This is a genomic window from Rossellomorea oryzaecorticis (assembly GCF_045897515.1).
Classification (GTDB): Bacteria; Bacillota; Bacilli; order Bacillales; family Bacillaceae_B; genus Rossellomorea; species Rossellomorea enclensis.
In genome coordinates, this window is sequence record NZ_JBJOSA010000029.1 from 19,168 (window position 1) to 39,941 (window position 20,774).

The 20,774-nt window shown below is 45.7% G+C and carries 19 protein-coding genes, 1 pseudogene and 1 other annotated feature; of the genes and pseudogenes, 11 read left to right on the plus strand and 9 right to left on the minus strand.

Annotation, left to right across the window (positions count from 1 at the left end; translation table 11 throughout):
* Positions 1-233: 233 nt before the first annotated feature.
* From ACKA06_RS20115 to ACKA06_RS20130, 4 genes are all read right to left on the minus strand, one after another.
* Positions 234-1,742 (minus strand): DEAD/DEAH box helicase, encoded by a 1,509-nt coding sequence (locus tag ACKA06_RS20115; RefSeq protein WP_411160496.1) that lies wholly within the window; start codon positions 1,740-1,742, stop codon positions 234-236.
* Between the two features lie 335 nt (positions 1,743-2,077).
* Entirely contained in the window at positions 2,078-2,767 is a 690-nt protein-coding gene (locus tag ACKA06_RS20120; RefSeq protein ID WP_058299993.1) for an alpha/beta hydrolase, read from the minus strand.
* A gap of 96 nt (positions 2,768-2,863) precedes the next feature.
* A complete protein-coding gene (locus ACKA06_RS20125; protein WP_411160497.1) occupies positions 2,864-4,240 on the minus strand; it encodes a UDP-N-acetylmuramoyl-tripeptide--D-alanyl-D-alanine ligase in 1,377 nt (458 codons plus the stop codon).
* A gap of 94 nt (positions 4,241-4,334) precedes the next feature.
* Entirely contained in the window at positions 4,335-5,414 is a 1,080-nt protein-coding gene (locus ACKA06_RS20130; protein ID WP_411160498.1) for a D-alanine--D-alanine ligase, read from the minus strand.
* A 302-nt stretch (positions 5,415-5,716) separates the two neighbouring features.
* Between ACKA06_RS20130 and ACKA06_RS20135 the strand changes: the two genes are divergently transcribed.
* The 3 genes and pseudogenes from ACKA06_RS20135 (at position 5,717) to ACKA06_RS20145 (ending at position 7,812) form a co-directional block, all read left to right on the plus strand.
* Positions 5,717-6,904, plus strand: a complete 1,188-nt coding sequence (locus ACKA06_RS20135; RefSeq protein WP_058299990.1) for a dicarboxylate/amino acid:cation symporter — start codon at positions 5,717-5,719, stop codon at positions 6,902-6,904.
* Positions 6,905-7,041: 137 nt separating this feature from the next.
* Positions 7,042-7,232, plus strand: a pseudogene (locus ACKA06_RS20140) (hypothetical protein).
* Positions 7,233-7,260: 28 nt separating this feature from the next.
* Entirely contained in the window at positions 7,261-7,812 is a 552-nt protein-coding gene (locus ACKA06_RS20145) for a GNAT family N-acetyltransferase (RefSeq protein ID WP_411160499.1), read from the plus strand.
* Between the two features lie 158 nt (positions 7,813-7,970).
* On the opposite strand, the gene ACKA06_RS20150 is transcribed toward ACKA06_RS20145, so the two are convergent.
* Positions 7,971-8,627: a TVP38/TMEM64 family protein gene (locus tag ACKA06_RS20150; protein ID WP_411160500.1), complete on the minus strand. Its 657-nt coding sequence runs from the start codon at positions 8,625-8,627 to the stop codon at positions 7,971-7,973.
* 180 nt (positions 8,628-8,807) lie between these two features.
* Between ACKA06_RS20150 and ACKA06_RS20155 the strand changes: the two genes are divergently transcribed.
* A complete protein-coding gene (locus tag ACKA06_RS20155; protein WP_411160501.1) occupies positions 8,808-9,302 on the plus strand; it encodes a BsuPI-related putative proteinase inhibitor in 495 nt (164 codons plus the stop codon).
* 161 nt (positions 9,303-9,463) lie between these two features.
* Here the strand turns inward: ACKA06_RS20155 and ACKA06_RS20160 are convergent, their stop codons facing one another.
* Complete coding sequence (locus tag ACKA06_RS20160) at positions 9,464-10,237, minus strand: hypothetical protein (protein ID WP_058299986.1); 774 nt, start codon at positions 10,235-10,237, stop codon at positions 9,464-9,466.
* Between the two features lie 505 nt (positions 10,238-10,742).
* Between ACKA06_RS20160 and ACKA06_RS20165 the strand changes: the two genes are divergently transcribed.
* The 3 genes from ACKA06_RS20165 to ACKA06_RS20175 all read left to right on the plus strand — a co-directional run bounded on the left by ACKA06_RS20165 (position 10,743) and on the right by ACKA06_RS20175 (position 15,477).
* Entirely contained in the window at positions 10,743-11,918 is a 1,176-nt protein-coding gene (locus ACKA06_RS20165; protein ID WP_411160502.1) for an FtsW/RodA/SpoVE family cell cycle protein, read from the plus strand.
* A 54-nt stretch (positions 11,919-11,972) separates the two neighbouring features.
* Positions 11,973-12,180, plus strand: a binding site (T-box leader).
* A gap of 218 nt (positions 12,181-12,398) precedes the next feature.
* Positions 12,399-14,087: an arginine--tRNA ligase gene (gene argS / locus ACKA06_RS20170; protein WP_411160503.1), complete on the plus strand. Its 1,689-nt coding sequence runs from the start codon at positions 12,399-12,401 to the stop codon at positions 14,085-14,087.
* An 808-nt stretch (positions 14,088-14,895) separates the two neighbouring features.
* A complete protein-coding gene (locus ACKA06_RS20175) occupies positions 14,896-15,477 on the plus strand; it encodes a YqaA family protein (protein ID WP_411160504.1) in 582 nt (193 codons plus the stop codon).
* Positions 15,478-15,550: 73 nt separating this feature from the next.
* On the opposite strand, the gene ACKA06_RS20180 is transcribed toward ACKA06_RS20175, so the two are convergent.
* The 3 genes from ACKA06_RS20180 to ACKA06_RS20190 all read right to left on the minus strand — a co-directional run bounded on the left by ACKA06_RS20180 (position 15,551) and on the right by ACKA06_RS20190 (position 17,117).
* Positions 15,551-16,453, minus strand: a complete 903-nt coding sequence (locus ACKA06_RS20180; protein WP_411160505.1) for a diacylglycerol/lipid kinase family protein — start codon at positions 16,451-16,453, stop codon at positions 15,551-15,553.
* Between the two features lie 156 nt (positions 16,454-16,609).
* Positions 16,610-16,891, minus strand: a complete 282-nt coding sequence (locus ACKA06_RS20185; protein WP_231937980.1) for a hypothetical protein — start codon at positions 16,889-16,891, stop codon at positions 16,610-16,612.
* A gap of 67 nt (positions 16,892-16,958) precedes the next feature.
* Positions 16,959-17,117, minus strand: a complete 159-nt coding sequence (locus tag ACKA06_RS20190; protein ID WP_306471845.1) for an Lmo0850 family protein — start codon at positions 17,115-17,117, stop codon at positions 16,959-16,961.
* Between the two features lie 216 nt (positions 17,118-17,333).
* On the opposite strand from ACKA06_RS20190, the gene safA reads away from it, so the two are divergent.
* The 4 genes from safA to ACKA06_RS20210 all read left to right on the plus strand — a co-directional run bounded on the left by safA (position 17,334) and on the right by ACKA06_RS20210 (position 20,693).
* Positions 17,334-17,894 (plus strand): SafA/ExsA family spore coat assembly protein, encoded by a 561-nt coding sequence (safA, locus tag ACKA06_RS20195; protein ID WP_411160506.1) that lies wholly within the window; start codon positions 17,334-17,336, stop codon positions 17,892-17,894.
* A gap of 137 nt (positions 17,895-18,031) precedes the next feature.
* Positions 18,032-18,448 carry a CBS domain-containing protein gene (locus ACKA06_RS20200; RefSeq protein ID WP_032085336.1) on the plus strand — a complete coding sequence of 139 codons (417 nt, stop codon included), beginning with the start codon at positions 18,032-18,034 and terminating at the stop codon, positions 18,446-18,448.
* A 141-nt stretch (positions 18,449-18,589) separates the two neighbouring features.
* Positions 18,590-18,754, plus strand: a complete 165-nt coding sequence (locus ACKA06_RS20205; RefSeq protein WP_156416157.1) for a hypothetical protein — start codon at positions 18,590-18,592, stop codon at positions 18,752-18,754.
* Between the two features lie 508 nt (positions 18,755-19,262).
* Positions 19,263-20,693, plus strand: a complete 1,431-nt coding sequence (locus tag ACKA06_RS20210; RefSeq protein WP_058299980.1) for an alanine/glycine:cation symporter family protein — start codon at positions 19,263-19,265, stop codon at positions 20,691-20,693.
* The last annotated feature ends 81 nt before the right edge of the window (positions 20,694-20,774 follow it).

Here is a 20,774-nt window from a genome sequence, read left to right on the forward strand (position 1 = left end):
TCCAACCCAGCTCCACTCCAGCCAAAACAGACAATCACCGCCTTTACCTGCCATATATGAGCGCGGATCTCTCGCTCGAACCGGAACCCCAGCCTCTGCCACCACACACACCGGTCCAACACCATCTCCCTGAATCCCCACAAAACCCCATGCTCCAACAACATCCCCAATCCAATCCCCCAAACAAAAAAACACGACAACCCAAAAGGGTCATCGTGTTCTCACCAACCATATTAGTTATTATTATAAGACTTGCGTCGGCTGCCTGATGATTGTGGTCTGCCGCCGCCGCGACGATCGCCGCCACGGGATGATCCACCGCGTGAACCACCGCCGCGTGGGCCGCCGCTGCCTCCGCGTCCGCCGCCTTTGCCGCTGCGTGATCCGCCTTTGTAGCCGCCGCGATTACCGCCGCCTCTAGATGGCAATGGACGCTCTTCTGTGATTTCTACAGGAGTTGTGTCCGGCTCTTTTGTAAGGACTTTGATCGCTGCTGCCACTGCCTGAATTGGATCTTGATCATTCAGGAATTCCTCAGCAAATTGGTAGTAATCCTTGATGTCATTTTCTTTTGCCGCTTCAATCAGCTTTTCCAAAGCAAGACGCTGCTGGCCTTCTAGTGCTTCGTTATGGCTTGGCGGCTTAAGGCCCATCATTTTCTTCTTCGTTGTTTGTTCAACTACACGAAGGTAACCCATTTCTCTTGGTGTTACGAATGTGATGGACATACCCTTCTTGCCTGCACGACCTGTACGTCCGATACGGTGAACGTAGCTTTCAGGATCTTGCGGGATATCGAAGTTGTATACGTGTGTTACGCCGGAGATATCAAGTCCGCGGGCTGCAACGTCCGTTGCGATAAGGATATCGATGCGGCCTTCTTTGAACTTCTTAAGAACCGTCATACGGCGTGCCTGTGAAAGGTCTCCGTGGATTCCTTCTGCAAGGTAGCCGCGGATGCTGAGTGCACGGGACAGTTCGTCAACACGGCGCTTTGTGCGTCCGAATACAATCGCAAGTTCTGGTGATTGCACGTCGATCAGACGGGACAATACATCGAACTTTTCTTTTTCTGTTACTTTTGTGAAGTACTGTTCAATATTTGAAACTGTCACTTCTTTTGATTTCACCTTGATCAGTTCAGGTTCTGTCATGAAGCGTTCTGCGATGCGGCGGATCGGATCCGGCATTGTTGCAGAGAACAGAAGTGTCTGTCTTGTGCTTGGTACGGTTTCAAGGATGCTCTCGATGTCTTCGATGAAGCCCATGTTCAGCATTTCATCCGCTTCGTCAAGAACAAGCGTTTCAACGTTATCAAGCTTCAGCGTGCGGCGCTTGATATGGTCGAGAAGACGTCCTGGTGTACCAACGATGATGTGCGGGTTCTTTTTCATCGCACGGATCTGGCGCTGGATATCCTGTCCGCCGTATACAGATAATACGCGTGCACGCTTATCTGCTCCAATGCGGTATAATTCTTCAGAAACCTGGATCGCAAGTTCACGTGTCGGAGCGATGACAAGAGCCTGGACGTTCGGGTTCTTCATATCGATCTTTTCGATCATCGGGATACCGAATGCAGTCGTTTTACCTGTTCCTGTCTGTGCCTGGCCGATGATATCCTTGCCTTCAAGACCTGCCGGGATTGTACTTGCCTGAATTGGGGTTGCTTCTTCAAAGCCCATACGTTTGATTGATTTCAACGTAGATGCGCTTAAGTTTAAATCTGAAAACTTTGTCAATGCTATTCATTCTCCTTTTAATTTACATCTTTTATAACTAATCAATTATGCTGATTATATTTTTAAATCGGAACGAAATCTCACACACCGAAAGACTTCGGTATCTAATCTAAAATCGTCTATTTGAGATGTTTATTTGTTTGATATTCCATTGGAATGTTTGCTGCAATGTGTGTGCCGGCCCAGATTACAGGGCGGTTGAAGGATCCTGCATGTTCAATGCAAAAAAATACACTCTTCTAAATCGAAGAGCTGCACGTCCAACAAATAGAACAATGTTGTAGTTATGTTACCACTTATAGAGATGAATTTCAATCTATTGTAAAATAGTCAATCTATTCACTCTGCAGGAAATGGTAGATCTCTCCAAATAATTCGTGCTTATCTTCACTGTGACAAATTAAGTGTTTCGCTTTCGGGGAATAAAAAAGGTTCTTTTCCTCAGACGAAATGGTCTCATAAATATATTGGGCACTTTTGGGAGGAACAATCCCGTCGATTTCCCCCTGGGCGATAAAGGTAGGGATGTTCACTTCTTTAAGGAGCGGCCGTGCGATACGGACAACCTTTTTGAACTCATAGGCAGAAAGGATCGGGGTATTGGTCATTTTAAATTTATAGCGGTTGTAAAGTTCATTTTCAAGTATTTTTCCCTGGAGCCCTTCCTTGATTAAATTACCAATATCTTTTGCCAGCTGCCTGTAATTTATATAGTAGGCAGCCGCACTCAATAAGACAAGTTTGTCTACCTCGTATTTGACGGAGAGGTAGGAAGCGATCAGTCCGCCCATCGAAAAACCGATGACATAGACTTTTTCACAAGTTGAGAGGAGCTCTTTCAATTCATCTTCTGCATGTTGAATCCACTCGGCATGCTTGATTCCCCTCAAAGCCAGCGTTTCCCCGTGTCCCGGCAAGGTCGGTACAGCGATTTCCCATTGTGTCCGTTCCTTCAGATAATCCGCGAGGGGCTCGACTTCATAAGGACCGCCGGTGAAGCCATGTATAAGTAAACATCCAATCATACTGATCCCCACTCACTTTGAGAATGGCTTATTAAGAAAAGGAAGGGGGCATCCTCCCTTTTCTTCACTTTCTCATTTTAAACACTTTCTTCGATTCTAATTCGTCAATGTTTCAATGACTTCTTCCAGTTTCATTCCCCTGGAAGCTTTGAATAAAACCAGATCTCCGCTTTGTGTCTGCTTTTCAAGCATGGCGGCAAGCTCTTTTTTATCCTGAAACGCATGGACATTTTCAGCTTCGAAACGTTCGCTTGCACCTTTCGCAATGAGTTCCCCGAGTCTTCCGTAGGTATAGACCTGCTGAATACTTCCCGGATCGATCATCCTTCCGATCTCAAGATGGTACTCCTCTTCGTTGTCGCCAAGCTCCAGCATATCACCGAGTACGAGGATTTTTTTGTTGACGCCGTCAAGTTCAGAAACAAGACCGATCGCTGCCTTCATGGAAGTCGGACTGGCGTTATAGGCATCATTGATGATTTTTTCGCCCTTTTTACCGAGTGACGTTTCCATCCGCATTTGCGTGAGTTTAAGCGACTTTAATCCTTCTTTCATTCCTTCAACCGTCACATCAAATTCCTTGGCGATCAGGATCGCGGCCAGAGCGTTATGGATGTTGTGCTGTCCGAGTACAGGAAGAAAGAAGGTTTCCCCTTCATACAGAGACGTTTCAAATTGACTGCCGTCGTTGTTCATTTCGATGTTCACCGGGTAAATGGTATTCGCTTCACTTCTTCCGAATGTCTCGATCCGGCCCAGTGAAAGGTCCCTTACCTGCTCTTGTAAAAGAGGCTCGTCTCCGTAGTAGGCAAACAGGCCGTCTTCCTTAAGTCCTTGAACGATTTCAAGCTTCGCTTTGGTGATGCCTTCCCGTGAGCCGAGATCCTGAAGATGCGACTCTCCGATGTTGGTGATGATTGCGGCATCCGGCTGGGAAATTTCAGACAGCAGCTCGATTTCGCCAAAACCGCTCATCCCCATCTCCAGGACCGCCACTTCAGCATCCTGAGGGAGGGCGAGGATCGTCAACGGCAAGCCGATATGATTATTGTAGTTCCCCTGCGTCTTATGGACTTTGTATTTCATGCCCAGCAGGCTTGCGACCATATCCTTCGTCGTGGTCTTCCCGTTGCTTCCGGTGATGCCGACCACTTTCAGGTCCAGTTCATGGCGGTATTGATTTGCCAAGGACTGCAGGGCAAGAAGCGGATCATCGACAACGAGGACCGGAAGATCTTCAGGAGGGTTTGCGACATTTTTATCCCATAGGGCGGCTCCTGCCCCCTTTTCGATCGCCTGCCTGACAAATTGGTGGCCGTCCACATTTTCCCCTTTGAACGGGACGAAAAGATTCCCTTTTTCAATTTTGCGTGTATCGATGCTAACGCCTTTTATGATGGTATCTTCGAACTTTGTGAGATCATTATGGACATGCAGCATATCACATGCTTGTTTTATCGTTTTTTCAAACATTGTCTTTCTCCTTTATGCGTTTTCGGATGACAAACAGAGGAGGGACTGCTTTTAGATGATGATCTTCCAGTCAGTCCCTTCATTCAGGTATGTGTTACATCGTATGTTTGATTGTCTGCTTTTCCTGATGGCGTTCCATGCCGAGTTCTACGAGTTTGCCGATCAGGGTCGGATAGTCGACGCCTGTGTGCTTCCACAGCAGCGGGAACATGCTGAAGGGTGTGAAGCCAGGCATTGTGTTTACTTCATTCATATAGATCTGGCCGTCTTCTGTCAGGAAGAAGTCTGCACGGACGAGGCCGGAGCAGTCGAGGGCCTTGAAGGATTGGATCGCAATCTCCTTCAATTTCCCGTATGTTTCCTGATCGATTTCCGCCGGTATGATCAGGGCAGTATCTCCGTCTTCATATTTTGCCTTGTAATCATAGAAATCTTTCTTAGGGACAATCTCACCCGCAACCGAACATTCAGGCTGGTCGTTTCCAAGGACGCCAAGTTCGATTTCACGTGCTTTCACGCCTTCTTCGATGATGATCTTGCGGTCGAATTGGAACGCTTCCTCGAAAGCAGCCTCGAGTTCTTCTTTGGATGTACATTTGCTGATGCCGACGGATGAACCGAGGTTTGCCGGTTTGACGAAGCACGGATAACCGATTTGCTCTTCCACTTGCTTATAAGCATTCTCAGGATTCGCCTTCCACGTACTGCGGATATACCAGGTATAGTCCACCTGCGGAATACCTGCCTGTGCGAAAAGATTCTTCATGATGACTTTGTCCATGCCTGCAGATGAAGCAAGGACACCGTTCCCCACGTAAGGAAGATTCAGTAATTCAAGCATCCCCTGAACCGTTCCGTCTTCTCCGTTCGGACCGTGCAGCAGCGGGAAGATCATATCGTATCCTTCACTTTCCCTGGAATCTGCAGGGACCATCGCTGTACCCAGTGCATTCGGGGAGATTTCCTCACCGTCATTGAATTGAAGTGCTTTTACATCTTCAACGGGCGCATTCAGCTGCGGTCCTTTGATCCACTGTCCTTCTGTTGAAATAAAGACAGGATGGATTTCATATTTATTTAAGTCCAGGGCACCGATGACTGCCTTGGCTGTTTGAAGAGATACATTATGTTCGGCTGATTTGCCTCCATATAATAAACAAAGCTTGGTTTTCATGAGCTACCTCCAATATTAACAATAGATGTTTCTATTTTATCACTTTCAACTCAAAGGGAAAGAATGATGTGATGGAAATTAAAAATTACCACCATGGTCCTTGAAAAGAAGGCAACCTCCCTCAGTATTCCGTCCTTATATATGTATGTTGACCCAGCCTAGTCCCGCAACAGGGGGGATGGGCTTTATTTTATCAGAATACATTTAAGATTCCGCCTATTCGTTTCCCTCTTAAAATATCAGTCTCACGGGTGTATAATCCTTCTAACGAAAACATTTGTACATTTAAGGAGGACACCCAGATGAGAAAGCTTGGTTTACTGCCTAAGATCCTGTTGGGGATTGCCTTAGGTATTGTCATTGGTGCATATGCGCCGGAATGGATCGTGAAATTATTTGCTACGTTTAATGGACTTTTCGGTAATTTCCTCGGTTTCGCGATTCCATTGATCATCATCGGTTTCATTGCACCGGGTATCGGTTCAATGGGTAAAGGAGCAGGGAAGCTGCTCGGACTGACTACCGCACTTGCTTACGGATCCACAGTGATTGCGGGGTTACTCGCATATTCAGTCGCTAAGAGTATTTACCCATCTCTCTTGGCCAATCAAACTTCTCAATCATTCGAAAATCCGGAAGAGGCTCTCTTAAAAGGATTCTTCTCAGTGGACATGCCTCCGATAATGGGTGTCATGACGGCCCTCCTAATCGCTTTCACTCTTGGTCTGGGGATGGCCGCCATAAAAGGGGACGCCCTTCAAAAAGGAATGAATGAGTTTAGAAGCATTATAGAATTGGTGATTGAAAAAATCATCATCCCGCTGCTTCCGATCCATATCCTGGGTATTTTCGCCAATATGACTCAGGGTGGTCAAGTCAGTGCCATCATGTCGGTATTCGCCAAAGTCTTTGTGATGATCATCTTATTGCATCTGTTCTTTTTGGCAGTACAGTATACAGCTGCCGGCACACTGCGCAAGCAAAATCCGTTCCTGATGATGAAGTCAATGCTTCCCGCCTATTTTACGGCGCTCGGAACGCAGTCATCCGCTTCAACAATCCCGGTGACTCTTGAACGGACGAAAAAACTCGGGGTCAAAGATCGTATTTCTGATTTCTCAGTGCCGCTGCTTGCTACAATTCACTTGTCAGGCAGTACGATCACACTTGTCAGCTGTGCGATGGCCGTCATGTTCATCCAGGGTGAAGCCCTGCAATTCTCGCAGCTGTTCCCGTTCATCCTCATGCTCGGCGTGACGATGATTGCTGCACCGGGTGTCCCGGGCGGCGCCGTGATGGCCGCTCTCGGTCTGCTTGAATCCATGCTCGGATTTGGCCCGACCATGACATCTCTCATGATCGCCCTATACCTTGCACAAGACAGTTTCGGAACAGCGTGCAACGTAACAGGCGACGGTGCCATCACATCCATCGTGGACAAACTGACCAACAAGAAAAAACCAGCAATCTCTAATGTAAAAGCAAGCTGATTTTTTGAAGGTGCTATATCAGTAAGTTTTTGGTCTATTTTAAACCCGCCCTAATTTGGAATTCAGCGATTCTAATTAGGGCGGGTTTTTTTATTATGAGGTGAAAGTGTTCGTTTAATTTTCGCTACTTACAGCGGTTGATTGGAGTGAAAGACGAAGACTCCTGCGGGAAAAGCGCGTTAGGTGAGACCCCGCAGGAGTAAAGCGACGAGGAGGCTCACCAACCGCCCGCGGAAAGCGTAGTCTTTCACGGAAATCAATAGCGTTGTTTAGAGCTTGTATTAGATTTCTTAACAGGAAAAACCATGCCTCCTGGAGAATTAAGTAGATAAACCAAAACAAAGGAGTGCGGATTTTTGAACTCAACCAGCAGCCGTGTGACACTCAGGAAAATAGAAAAAAAAGATCTTGAAACACTTTGGAACTACATATACAAAGAAGAATCACCTCAATGGAAACAATGGGACGCTCCCTATTTTGAACACAAACCGGTGCCATTCGAAGACTATAAAAGTAAATTTCTCAAAAATACAGATCAGTACAATGACCGTCAGCGGATCATCGAAGTCGAAGGGAACATCATCGGGACAGTCAGCTTTTACTGGGAGTATGAGCCCACAAGGTGGCTGGAAGCGGGAATTGTCATTTATGACCCTGCCTACTGGAACGGGGGCTACGGCACAGAGGCGCTGTCACAATGGGTCGATCATCTTTTTGAGACGAAGGAAATCGGCCGGGTCGGCATCACCACCTGGTCCGGGAACGAACGGATGATGAAGGCCGCTGAGAAAGTGGGCATGAAGCTTGAAGGCAGGATGAGGAAATGCCGGTATTATAACGGCGTTTATTACGATTCCATCAGGATGGGGATCATCCGTGAAGAATGGGATCAATTGCACACCCGTTAAAAAGAGGGGGACGGCATTTTGCTGTCCTCCTCTGCTATTGTCCAGCTGCGGCGGCTAGAGACTCGAGGTCATATGACGGCCCCCAAAAAGGCAAAGAACGCCTTTCCGGGGGGCCCGTCATATGCTTGTCGTCTCTGGGCGAGCCGTCTCCGCTTTTCTTATTTTTCATCCTTCGAGTCGCCAAACCAGCTCTTCAGCTTCTTTCTAGTGATAAAAAGAAGCAGTGAAAATAGGATGAACATGGCCACAGCCACATACAGATGCACCCTGTCCTCCCCGCTCAGTCCGGAACCAAAGAAGACAAATCCGATCGTCCCCGGGATGATCCCGACAGCGGTAGCTGCAATATAAGGCAAGTAGCGCACTTTCCCTGCCCCGGCTAAATAACTGACCAAATCAAAGTTCAAAAATGGAAGCAAGCGGAGAATCAATATATAAAAGAAACTGTTTTCAGCCATTTTTTCGCGGACGCTATTCATTTTAGGAGACGGTTTCCTCCAAAACTTCATCCCCAGAAAGCTGGATATGACATATGCCAGAGACGCCCCTCCGATGGCACCAATGAAAATATAGATAAATCCGTTGTACGGGCCGAACGCCAGGCCGGCTGCAATTGAAAAGATGGATGTTGGAAATAATACAAGGGGACGGAATGTCAGCAGCGCGATGAACACAACCGGTGCCCACCAGCCGAACGAGATGACGAGATCTCTGATATCGGACGGCCTTACTTCCCAAAAACTGCGGCTTCCCCACACGATTAGAAGGAGGACGGCAACGAAACCGAATACCTTTAAGACATCATTTATCTTCATTGCCTTCCCTCCCGTTCATTCCAGTGATGGTGTAATCTTTCTTCCATTGTACTGTTCTCATTAAATAAAACCAACTTTGCCGGTTATCCTATGGGTGATTGGTCTTACTTTTATAATAAGGAACAAAGTAGTGAAACTTTTCTGACCCGGACAAGTCTAATAGTATAGAGGTGATAGCAAATGAAAAAGCTGATCATGGCATTTACAGGGTTATTTCTCCTTGCAGGTCTGACAGGATGCGGGACAGACAGCAGCCCGGAACCTGAGCCGGATTCCCAGGAGACAAACGCGGCTCCTGATTCAAACCAAACAGAGAAAGGGATTGTGGCAGGCAGTATGGAACCTTCATTAATTGAGCAGGAAGCAAAGAACGGAAAGCTGGTCTACAAATATAAAATTAAAAATCAAACCGAGAAAGAAAAAACCTTTGTGTTTTCTACCGGACAGACAATCGACTTTGAAATAAAAGATAAGAACGGTGAAGTCGTCTACCGGGATTCTGAAGGCAAGATGTATACACAGGCCATCCAGGAAATCACGGTCAAACAGGGCGAAGAGTTCTCCAGGAGCCTGACCCTTCCAAACCTTGAGAGCGGCACTTACACACTGACAGTATGGCTGACAGCAAAAGGCGAAGATCAATATAAAGTAAAGCAGGAAATAAACGTGCCGTAAGAAAAAAGGATTAATCCACATAAAGAGGTTCAATCAACTCAGGCGGTCGATGAAGCCCTTTATGCAGATTAATCCTTCCCTTTTGCAGGCATATAAAGGTGGTTCCGGGTACCGGCCCTCATCCCTATACCCTATTCCCCGAAAATTAAGGGTGTGCCTGCCTAACGTATGGAGGAACTCCAGCTTTTTGTTTTACGGTCAAATACAAGCAAACCATTTGCCGGTGATTTACTGAACTGCTGATAATCCTCGATCATTTCATCCATATTGAAATAGTCTCCGATGACCCAGATCGGGATTTCGATTTTTCCCCTGCTGACAATGGCCTTCTCCAGGGAAATGATCATTCCTTCTTTTATTTTTTCTTTAAAAGAGGTGATGATCTGAGATCCGATATCAGGGTACCGTTTTTCCTTTTTCATGCCGAACAAGCCTTTACCGCCTTTCATGCTTCCCAGTTTCGACGCTACCGTCGACCCCAGCATGTGATAGAAATCAGCGAAGTCACGGTAATAGACTTTGTTGAACCACCCGTCATCATGTGAAAGATAAGCATACCGGTTATTCAATTTCGAATAAAAAGGAGCATGGAGGGGCTGTTTCAGATGGCCCATATAGAGAAGCTCCGCAATCTCCTGGCCATTTAATTCATTGACGCCTGCTTCCTCGTCGAAGTCGATCCAGCAAAAGTCACCATAGTTATCTACATGATCATGGGTGATCTTGTTCATTTCTTCCTGTTCTACATATTCAAGATGAGTGTGAATGTTGAACGCTCCATGCTCATACTGATGTTTGATCAACAATAGATTCTTCAGGGGCTTCGGAAGATTAGAAGCAAAATCCTGAAAGTTGATGCCGTATGAAACGACAAATTGCCGATCGGTATTCTTATGTACATAGATGATATCTTTTGTTTGCTTGTATGTCTTCAAAACATTCCCTCCATCTGATTTACACGATGCGTATCTAATAGTATCTATTTTATCAAAGATATGAGGGTACCGTTCTTTTCTATTTCATTTCAAAATGATGACAAAAGTCGCAGGGAATTGTCGAAAAAAGTCATTGTTCGGTAAAAGGAGCTTATGAAGCCGGTTAAAACGGTATAGGACTTGGGGAGGCAGGGCCAGGGGAGCGGCTGTTAAAGTGTAGAAATACTTGTTTTTTACAATTATGACTGTTCTGGCTATATATCTCAGGAAATGTTACATTTGAAATTGGACCTTTATGGACTTCCTGAACAGGAAGATTGATGTAATATATGGAAAATGAATGGCGGCTGCCGGCTTATTTCCTCTTTATTATCTTGTTTGATTGATTCAGTTCGTAAACGGGTTGAAAAAAGAAGGGAATTTCAGGATGGCATGCAGTAGAAATTTTCCTTCGTATCTATTAGACTAGGAATGTGAAATCTTACGAAATTCAGGTGAATTGATTATGGAAACTCGCCAGCGTTTTGCTGATAAATTTGACTGGGGTCTCCTCTTTTTATTGATGATGTTTTTTATCGTCAGCGCCCTTGGGATAAGCAGTGCCCAAACCTCAGGTCAATATGAAACAAACTTTGTCATCCGGCAGGCCTTTTGGTATGTTGTCGGAGGAATCATCATTGGTGGTGCACTGTTCTTTGATTCAGATCAGTATAAACGCCTCGCATGGTATATGTACGGATTTGGCATATTCCTGCTTCTTGTGCTCCTTATTTCTCCCGAGAGCATTGCACCTTACCGGAATGGAGCAAAAAGCTGGTTCATGCTCGGACCGCTCGGTTCCATCCAGCCTTCAGAATTCATGAAGACGTTTCTGATTATTGCCCTTGCCCGAGTGATCACGAACCACAATGAAGTCACTGTCAGGAAGACATTGAAGACGGACTTTCAATTATTATTGAAAATCGGTTTCACCACCCTCCTCCCGCTTGCTTTTATCATGCAGCAGCCGGATCTCGGGACCTCCCTTGTCATCCTGGCCATCATGACAGGGATCATCCTGGTATCGGGGATCACATGGAAACTGATCGTCCCGATTTATGCTTTTCTCGGAGTGGTCGGCGGCATCCTGCTCTCACTCGTCATCTGGGCACCGGAATTCCTGGAAAAATATACAGGCTTTGAACCTTATCAATTCGGACGGATCTACGCTTGGCTCGATCCTTATAACTATTCCAAATTGGAAGGATTCCACTTGATCAATTCATTGAATGCGATCGGATCCGGTCAGATTTTTGGAAAAGGCTACAGCGACGGGGAAGTGTATATTCCGGAAAATCATACGGACTTCATCTTCAGTGTCATCGGTGAGGAATACGGATTTATCGGTGCAAGTGTGGTCATCAGTTTATTCTTCCTGCTGATCTACCACTTGACCAAGACGGCCCTTGATACAAAGGAACCATTCAATGCCTATGTATGTGCAGGGATCATCTCAATGATCACTTTCCACGTGTTCCAAAACATCGGCATGACGATCCAGCTATTGCCGATCACGGGAATCCCGCTTCCTTTCATCAGCTACGGGGGTAGTTCCCTGATGGGGAATATGCTCGCTCTAGGCCTCGTATTCAGTATGAGATACCATCATAAAACGTATATGTTCTCTTCTGAAGAATCTTAAAATGGTTGTTGTAATTATCTCCAGAATGTGTAAAATAATATCTAACCATATACAGGATATTCAATGATGAAGAGAGTAATTCCCGCGTGGATCTAAAAGCGAACCAGGGACGGTGTAAGCCTGGTGTGAAACCCGGAATGAAGCGCACTTCTGAGAAGTCTTCCCCCAAATTTCAGTAGGGAAAGACCGGGTAAAACCGTTAATTTATGAGCGCCCTTTCTGGGAATAAGAGTGGTACCGCGAGTCAAAACTCGTCTCTACATAGTGTAGAGGCGGGTTTTTTTATTTGGCTCTTTTCGCATCCTTTGTTGCTTTGTACACAAGAAAAACCGGAACTTCGGTATTTACGCTTGTTGTCCGTTGTTTAAGCTTGAGTTCGAAAAGAGCACTTTCACAAGCTATATACAGACTGCAAACCTATTTACGAAAGGCAGCAATCTTTTAGAAAGCAGTCTTTTATTTTATCTGGAGGTGGAGAAATTGGATTTGAAATCAGCATTCGCAAACGTATTGAAGTCCCAGGTCCTTTCATCATGGACCGAGGAAGATCTTCTTTCCTTAATCGAAACACCTAAGCATGTTCATTTAGGCGACCTTGCATTTCCTTGTTTTAAGCTCGCGAAGGAATATCGGAAAGCACCTGGCGCAATAGCCGAAGAACTGGCTGGAAAACTGGCTTCCCCCCTGTTTTCAAAAGTGGAAGCAGCCGGTCCGTATGTAAATGTGCACTTTGATCCCGCGGCTGCCGGTAAAGAAATTGTGGACTCGATCTTGCAGCATGGCGAACAGTATGGAAAGCATTCCTTTGGCAGCGGCAAGACCGTTGTCCTGGATATGTCCTCACCGAATATCGCCAAACCCTTTTCAATGGGGCACCTACGTTCCACCGTTATTGGAAACGGAATTGCCAACCTGGCGGAAGCCTGCGGGTACGAAACCGTAAAGATCAACTATATCGGTGACTGGGGCACCCAGTTCGGAAAGCTGATCGTCGCATTCAAAAAATGGGGCGATGAAGAAAAAGTGAAAGAGAACCCGATTGCCGAACTGTTTATCCTTTATAAGAAATTTCACGAAGAGTCAGCACTCCACCCCTCCCTGGAAGAGGAAGGCCGGAAAGCATTCAAGCTCCTGGAAGATGGAGACGAGGAAATCACAAGGCTTTGGAAATGGTTCAAAACGGAATCCCTTGAGGCATTCAAAACGATTTACTCCCTGCTTGGAGTTGAATTCGATTCCTATAACGGCGAGGCATTCTTCAATGACAAAATGGATGAAGTGGTGGAACTTCTCGAAGAAAAGCATCTGCTCGAGACCTCTCAAGGGGCAAAGGTCGTCCGGATGGAAGATGAAACCCTCCCTCCTTGCCTGATTAAAAAAACAGACGGCGCCACCTTGTACGCTACAAGGGATCTGGCTGCGGCCCTTTACCGCCACCGTGAATATTCGTTCGACGAGGCACTGTATGTAGTCGGCCAGGAGCAGACTGTCCACTTCAAGCAAGTAAAAGAAGTGCTCCAAAAGCTTGGGTATGAGTGGGCCCATAACATGAAGCACATCCCATTCGGCCTCTATCTGAAGGATGGAAAGAAAATGTCGACTCGGAAAGGCCGAGTCATCCTCCTGGAAGAAGTACTGCAGGAAGCAATTTCGATGGCGCACGATAATATCAAGAAGAAGAACCCCGATCTTAAAGATGCGGACCAAGTGGCACGGGACGTTGGCGTCGGCGCGGTACTCTTTCATGATCTGAAAAATGACCGATTGAACGACATCGAGTTTTCCCTGGAACATATGCTTACGTTCGAGGGAGAAACCGGACCTTATCTGCAATACACTCATGCAAGGGCCCAGTCGATATTAAGAAAGGCCGGTGTCTCACAGCACTCCACTTTTGTAGGGCTCGAAGACAAGGCAAGCTGGGAAGTCATCAAGCAGCTGAGACTATTTCCGGAAACGGTGGAACGGGCTTGGAAAAACTATGCTCCTTCCAGCCTTGCCAAGTATTTATTGGAGCTCGCGAAGTCGTTTAACAGCTATTACGGGAATACCAAGATCCTTAACGATGACAGCAAGCAGGCGTCACGTCTGACGCTCGTCTATTCTGTTGCTTCCGTGCTGTCAAAAGGGTTGGGCATGTTAGGGATCGGTGCGCCGAAGGAAATGTAGAAACCCGCTGGTTCTTGTCGTTATTTCCCGAGAAATGATTGATTTTGGTTGGGTGGTCAGTTTGGAGTGTTGATGTTTTGGGGTGAAGTGGTGCTCGTTGGGGTTGGGTGGTATTTTGCAGCGGTGAAGGCTTGATCATTTTAATAAAGGCAGGAATGGTGTTATTGATTTGTGGAGGTATTTTCGAAAAGACACGGCTTGAAGGGAATAGGCTTATGGCTGTGGGTTGGAAGGTGTTGTGTTGAATTAGATGCAGTATTTGGGGTATTTAGAAGTGACTTAACCTGAAATCTGTTGTGAATCCGGGGGTTATGGATCCATTTTCGAGGGGGTTAGGGGCTTATCGGAGTTTTTTCTTCTTTTTCTGTGAATCTAAGCGGCAGGTTTAGGATTTGCGTTCCTGATTGGAGATTTACGTTCCTGTTTCAGAAAATACATTCCTAATTCAGGATTTACGTTCCTGTTTTTTGATTTACGATCCTAAAACAGAAAATACGTTCCTGATTCATAATTTATGATCTAATAAGAATCATTCTAATCAGCACAGCATATCAAAACCCCGCTCCACGGATACAAAACAGCCTGCCCGATTGCACCAGTCCAACAACAGAAAGCAACCAGCCGATACACCAAGACCAAGACGAACTAGTGCCAATACTAGCCGCTTCCCCCAACACCAGCCCCAGTCCCCTCCCCGCCCACAAACAGATAATTCATGACGCTCTCCTCGAAAGATGATATACTTTTTTAGTATTGACGAAACAAAATGAAGATTGACTATAATTGCTTATCATAAAGGAGATATCTCATGTCTGAATTACTTCACACGTTTGAAGCCTGGCTGATGGATTACGGGGTTTGGGGGCTTATTGTTGTATCGTTTGCCGATTCATCTTTCTTCCCGATTCCGCCGGATGTCCTGTTGATCCCGCTTGCCATCGCCAATCCTGAAAATGCCCTGCTTTATGCGTTATATACCACCGCTGCTTCAGTAGTCGGCGCCTTATTCGGATGGTGGATCGGAAAGAAGCTGGGACGCCCGATCCTGGTCTATCTGTTTTCTGAACAAAGGATCCAGAAGGTAGAGGAATACTTTAAAAAATACGGCCCGATCGCACTTCTCATAGCAGGCCTTACACCCGTTCCTTATAAAATTTTCACGATTTTCGCCGGTGTTTCAGGCGTGAGGATACGAACTCTTGTCATCTGGTCAATTATCGGACGAGGCATCCGTTTCTTCCTTGAAGGTGCCATCATCTTGACACTTGGCGCCAAAGCGAAGCCGTTCATCGAGGAAAACTTCACCATGCTCACTCTTGCAGCCGGTGGAGTCTTAATCCTTGCTTACATTGTGTATCTTGTCATCAGAAAGAAGAAGCATACGGTATAATCCGAATGCCTCATTAGCTGATTCATCACCAACCACCCAAAAAGAGAGTATCGGGCTGCTACCCGATACTCTCTTATTTTTCTTCACCTGTGATGAACCGCATATGGTGTTTCAAAACTTTTAAAGTCTGTTTCTGTTCCTCATAGAGTTCTCCGTCCATATCGACCTTTTTCATGTCATCCAGGTGAATCGTGACTTCAGATGCCTGGATGTGGATGATGTCATCGGAAGAGGAACTGATATCCCCGGTGCTTCTTATCTTGAAAGATTCCATCATAAGAGGAAAACCCGTTTTCTTGACCATATAAAGATCGATCAATCCATCCTGAAGCGAGATCGACGCAGGCAGCGGGTGCGTGCCGATTGAACGCCCATTAGCCGCGAGCAGCATGACTACTTCTTCGTTATATTCCCGTCCATCGGCAGTGACCGCTGCATTCAACAATACAGGATCCTGGATGGACTGAAAGGCACTTATATAGTAGCTGAGCTTGCCGAGTACGCTTTTGGATCCAGTATCGATATTGTCACTTGTCTGGGAAATGAGGCCCGTCCCCCAGAAATTGCTGAAGTAGCGGTCATCCGCTTTGACGATGTCGATATCTTTTTCGTGAAGATCATTCGCAATCGTCTCGGCAGCAAGCCTTAAGTTCATCGGGATATACAAGGAGCGGGCGAAATCATTGCATGTCCCTCCCGGCAGGATGGCTGTCTTTGGCCTTGAGGAGAGCCGCGCCAGACCGTTGACGGCTTCATGGACCGTTCCGTCTCCCCCGAGGATGACGACAAGATCATATTCATTTCCTGTTTCATGGCAGATCTTCTCTGCGCCGCCTTTATCTTTGGTTTTATGAATTGTCAGAGTATCACAAATATCCAAAAGGGGCGGGGTGACTTCCATCAATTGAGTCTCCAATTCCCCACGCCCTGCTTTTCCATTGCAGACCAATAAAATCTTCGAGTAAAGAATTGTCATTATCTCACCACGCTTTATTAAAGTTTTTAAGAATAAAAAAAAGAGGCTGACCCAAAAAGATGAAATGCTCATCCTTAAAGGATCAGTCCTTTATGAGCCAATGCGTCTGGTGGATGGAGCATCTTAGACTTTCGTATTCTTGGGTCAACCTCTTTATTATGCTGTGTTCGACTCTTCTTCCTGAGGAAGGATCGATCGATATGCTATCCGCAGACGGCCCTTGATATAGCTTTGTCCGTCACATGCAATATGGGTGTTCTGCATCCGATGGATTTCCATCTCTGCGAACATGGCCAGTGCACGGGATACCTGATCCAGCGCCAAGTTGATGTTGTAGAGGTCAGAAGGGCGGTCCCCGCTCATACACCGGTATGAAATCTCATCTGCCTTCTTTCTGATTTCCATTAATGTCTGTACATCAAACATCACTCTCTCCATATCTTCCCCTCCTTTTCACTACTATGTAGTATATCGTGAAAAAAAGAGAAATATGCCTGGCAGCGTGTTATGAATCCTGTGTTAACGTCTTGGGTAATGGCTGATATTGCTTTAGTGAATGGAGAATCTCACGTCTGGACTTCGTCTTGGAGATGTTGACACCGACATTCGACAATTTGGTTATCACCTTTTTAAAGCGATCGTTCTCCTTTACCACGTTATTCACCTCTTTGTTTGTATTCGTTATCTATTTGTACGTATGAAAATAAAAAAGGTTTCACTTTATTCTAGATGGTTTACCTATTCCCTTTAAATGAAACAATAATCCTATTTTTTAATTTTTCCTAAGAATATTTCACCTGTAAATACACAATTTATACCTATGAAAACAAAATTCGTTTGTCTGATGGTCGTTCTGTCCCTTGTCTTTGGTATTTGTGGAATGCAAAGCGCTCAAGCAGCGCAGTCTTATCAAGTAAAGAAAGGAGACACTCTCTGGAAAATATCCAAGAAGTTCCGGGTAGGGCTATCTGAAATCATTGATGCGAACCCTCAACTGTCAAACCCGGACTTGATCTACCCAGGCCAGGAGATTAACATCCCCCGCCTGAAATCAGTAAAATCGGTCGAAAGACAAGTGATAGACCTTACGAATCAGGAGAGGCAGAAAGCGGGACTCGCTCCTCTTCAATTGGACTGGCAGCTGTCCAGGGTGGCCCGGTATAAATCACGTGATATGAGGGATACAGGGTATTTCGCACATAGGAGCCCTCAGTATGGCTCACCTTTTGACATGATGAAGAACTTTAATGTCCAATACAGCTCTGCGGGCGAAAACATCGCTGTCGGTCAAACCAGCCCGGAACAGGTAGTAAGAGAATGGATGAACAGCCCCGGTCATCGCAAAAATATCTTGAATGGCACCTACACCTATATCGGGGTAGGTTATGCCAAAGGCGGTTCTTACGGAACGTACTGGACGCAGATGTTCATCTCGAAATAGCCGGGTACCCCCGGATCATCTGGGGGTATTTACATTGGTGCATCTTGACATCACTTCCTGTAATGCAAAGGGATATGTACCGCAAAAATTCAAATAATAATGATTGTACTGCCACTACAACTTTAGGGGGAATCAGAATGATGAAAGTACGCGATCTTATGTCGACAAATGTTGAAGCTGCAACCAACCAGGATTCTTTATCGAATGTTGCATCAAAAATGCAATCCAAGAATGTTGGTTCGGTGCCTGTAGTTGAAAACGGACAGGTTGTCGGTATGATAACGGACAGGGATATCGCCACCCGCGGATTGACAAACGGTACGCAGGACAACGTATCCAATGTCATGTCCCAGAATGTTGTAACCATTTCTCCTGATGCTTCAGCAGAAGAAGCTGCGGCTTTAATGTCCCAGAATCAGATCCGCCGTCTTCCGGTTGTTGAAAACGGAAATCTTGTCGGAATGCTGGCACTCGGAGACTTGGCAGTACAGCAGAAATCCGATCAAAGTGCAGGAGGCGCACTCAGTCAGATTTCTGAAAACCATACACGATAGTGAGATAAGAGAGGCTGGTTTCTTTCAGCCTCTCTTTTCATATCCTCGATTACGACAATTTTTTCACATCCAGGAAGGATTTTCTTGATTTTTTCGAGAATATGTATATATCGCTCGAAAATGGTTCAAGGAGGTTTAGGGATGAGTCGTTCAGCTTATTATCGTAAAGAAGTACGAAATTTCAGACGCGAGAGCCGCAAGAAATTATTTGTAGACAGCATTCTTGATTTCTTATTCATGTTGTTTGGCATTTCCATGATCACTGGAGTATTACTCTTTGTTTTAAGCTATTGGAACTACTTCTAAACCCGCACTTATTTTTACATACATCTTCTTGAAAGGCTCTTTTCGCATACTTTGTTGCTTTGCACATCAGAAAATACCGGAACTTGGATATTTTCGGCTTGTTAGTCCGTCTGTTGTTTAAACTTGAGTTCGAAAAGAGCACGTCCACAAGCACTGTTCAGGGTGCAAGCCTATTTACGCAAAGCCACAATCTTTTAGAGAACAGCCTCTTGAAAAGAATAGCAGCACCTGAATCAGCCGCGGATGAGGACGTGGCTTTTTCTTTTGAAGTCAAAAAAATATTATTCTCCACTTCGCTTTTAATTATTTCAGAATAATTTTTAGCCGATACCCCTTACTATTCTTCTATTCCTTAATTCCATATATATCAACAATTTACTATGACAGTATACTTCGAACCTCTAAATAGTTTTGGTAATATTTAAATATTCAGATAACAACTTGACAAAAGGTTTCAATTTTCAGATAATAATAAACGTAACCGATTCAAATTTTCGAGGGGGTTATCATGGAGATTCTAAACAACTTAGTCAACGAAGCGAATTCATATTTATGGGGTTATATCTTAATCGGTTTATTGATCATCTTAGGGATTTATTTTACTGTTGGATCGAAATTCGTCCAGATCCGTCATCTGGGTGAAATGATCCGGCTATTAGGGGACAAGGATGTCCAGCAGGCAGACGGAGAGAAACAAATTTCTTCCCTGCAGGCATTCTTTATCGGAGCAGGTACTCGAATTGGTACAGGTAATTTAGCGGGAGTAGCCATTGCCTTAGCACTTGGAGGCCCTGGAGCGGTCTTCTGGATGTGGCTTGTAGCCATTCTGGGAGGCGCCAGTGCATTTGTTGAAAGTACCCTGGCACAGATTTATAAAGTGAAAGATAAAGTAGGATTCAAGGGCGGTCCCGGCTACTACATGGAGAAACAATTAGGGAAACGCTGGATGAGTTCAATTTTTGCGGTTACAATCCTTCTTTCATTCGGTACTACATTCAATGCGGTGCAGAGTAACACGATTTCGACAGCATTCAATAATTCATTCGGAATCAGCCCGCTTGCAATCGGACTGATCCTCGCCGGGTTGACGGCACTGATCATTTTTGGCGGAGTCAAGCGCATTGCCAACTTCTCTTCTGCCATCGTTCCACTGATGGCCGGGTTTTATATTATACTTGCGCTATTTGTCGTCATCACGAATATTACGGAAATGCCAAGCGTAATCGCTCTCATTTTTAAAAGCGCATTTGGATTTGAACAGGTAGTCGGCGGCGGAATCGGTGCTGCCATCATGAACGGTGTAAAACGCGGACTGTTCTCAAATGAAGCCGGTATGGGTAGTGCGCCGAACGCGGCTGCGACAGCATCCGTATCCCACCCTGTAAAGCAGGGGTTCATCCAGGCACTCGGTGTGTTCTTCGATACACTGCTTGTATGTTCTGCGACGGCGTTCATCATCCTTACTTCAGACGCGTATGGATCAGGTCTGACGGGAATCGAGCTTTCACAGGCTGCCATGTCCGAGCATTTCCATTCATGGGCAGGTATCTTCCTGGCAATTGCGATCTTTACATTTGCCTTCAGCTCGATCATCGGAAGCTATTATTACGGTGAAGCCAATCTTCCATTCATCAATAAGAGTAAAACCGGACTGCTCATCTATCGCATCATCGCCCTTGGCATGGTCGTATTCGGATCTATGGCCAGCCTCGATATTGTATGGGCACTTGCAGACTTTTCGATGGCCCTGATGGCGATCACCAACCTGATTGCGATCGGAATATTGGCCCCTATCGCTTTTAAAGCGTTGAACAATTATATCGATCAGCGCAGGCAGGGATTGGATCCCGTCTTCTATGCAGATGACATTCCAGGCTTGAAGGGAGTCGAAAGCTGGCCGAAGCGGGAAGAACTCCGTAAGAAAGCCGCAAATGAATAAACTCTAAATCGAGTAGGAGGGGGTGACTAACCCCCGACCTCTCACACCACCGTACGTACGGTTCCGTATACGGCGGTTTCA

What these genes read in the sequence shown, in the direction of transcription:
- ACKA06_RS20165 (WP_411160502.1), top strand. Translation starts at nt 10,743, where the DNA reads ATGGAAACTCGCCAGCGTTTTGCTGATAAATTTGACTGGGGTCTCCTC.
- ACKA06_RS20155 (WP_411160501.1), top strand. Translation starts at nt 8,808, where the DNA reads ATGAAAAAGCTGATCATGGCATTTACAGGGTTATTTCTCCTTGCAGGT.
- ACKA06_RS20175 (WP_411160504.1), top strand. Translation starts at nt 14,896, where the DNA reads ATGTCTGAATTACTTCACACGTTTGAAGCCTGGCTGATGGATTACGGG.
- ACKA06_RS20200 (WP_032085336.1), top strand. Translation starts at nt 18,032, where the DNA reads ATGATGAAAGTACGCGATCTTATGTCGACAAATGTTGAAGCTGCAACC.
- ACKA06_RS20120 (WP_058299993.1), bottom strand. Translation starts at nt 2,767, where the DNA reads ATGATTGGATGTTTACTTATACATGGCTTCACCGGCGGTCCTTATGAA.
- ACKA06_RS20150 (WP_411160500.1), bottom strand. Translation starts at nt 8,627, where the DNA reads ATGAAGATAAATGATGTCTTAAAGGTATTCGGTTTCGTTGCCGTCCTC.
- ACKA06_RS20130 (WP_411160498.1), bottom strand. Translation starts at nt 5,414, where the DNA reads ATGAAAACCAAGCTTTGTTTATTATATGGAGGCAAATCAGCCGAACAT.
- ACKA06_RS20185 (WP_231937980.1), bottom strand. Translation starts at nt 16,891, where the DNA reads ATGGAGAGAGTGATGTTTGATGTACAGACATTAATGGAAATCAGAAAG.
- ACKA06_RS20135 (WP_058299990.1), top strand. Translation starts at nt 5,717, where the DNA reads ATGAGAAAGCTTGGTTTACTGCCTAAGATCCTGTTGGGGATTGCCTTA.
- safA (WP_411160506.1), top strand. Translation starts at nt 17,334, where the DNA reads ATGCAAAGCGCTCAAGCAGCGCAGTCTTATCAAGTAAAGAAAGGAGAC.
- ACKA06_RS20125 (WP_411160497.1), bottom strand. Translation starts at nt 4,240, where the DNA reads ATGTTTGAAAAAACGATAAAACAAGCATGTGATATGCTGCATGTCCAT.
- ACKA06_RS20180 (WP_411160505.1), bottom strand. Translation starts at nt 16,453, where the DNA reads ATGACAATTCTTTACTCGAAGATTTTATTGGTCTGCAATGGAAAAGCA.
- ACKA06_RS20205 (WP_156416157.1), top strand. Translation starts at nt 18,590, where the DNA reads ATGAGTCGTTCAGCTTATTATCGTAAAGAAGTACGAAATTTCAGACGC.
- ACKA06_RS20210 (WP_058299980.1), top strand. Translation starts at nt 19,263, where the DNA reads ATGGAGATTCTAAACAACTTAGTCAACGAAGCGAATTCATATTTATGG.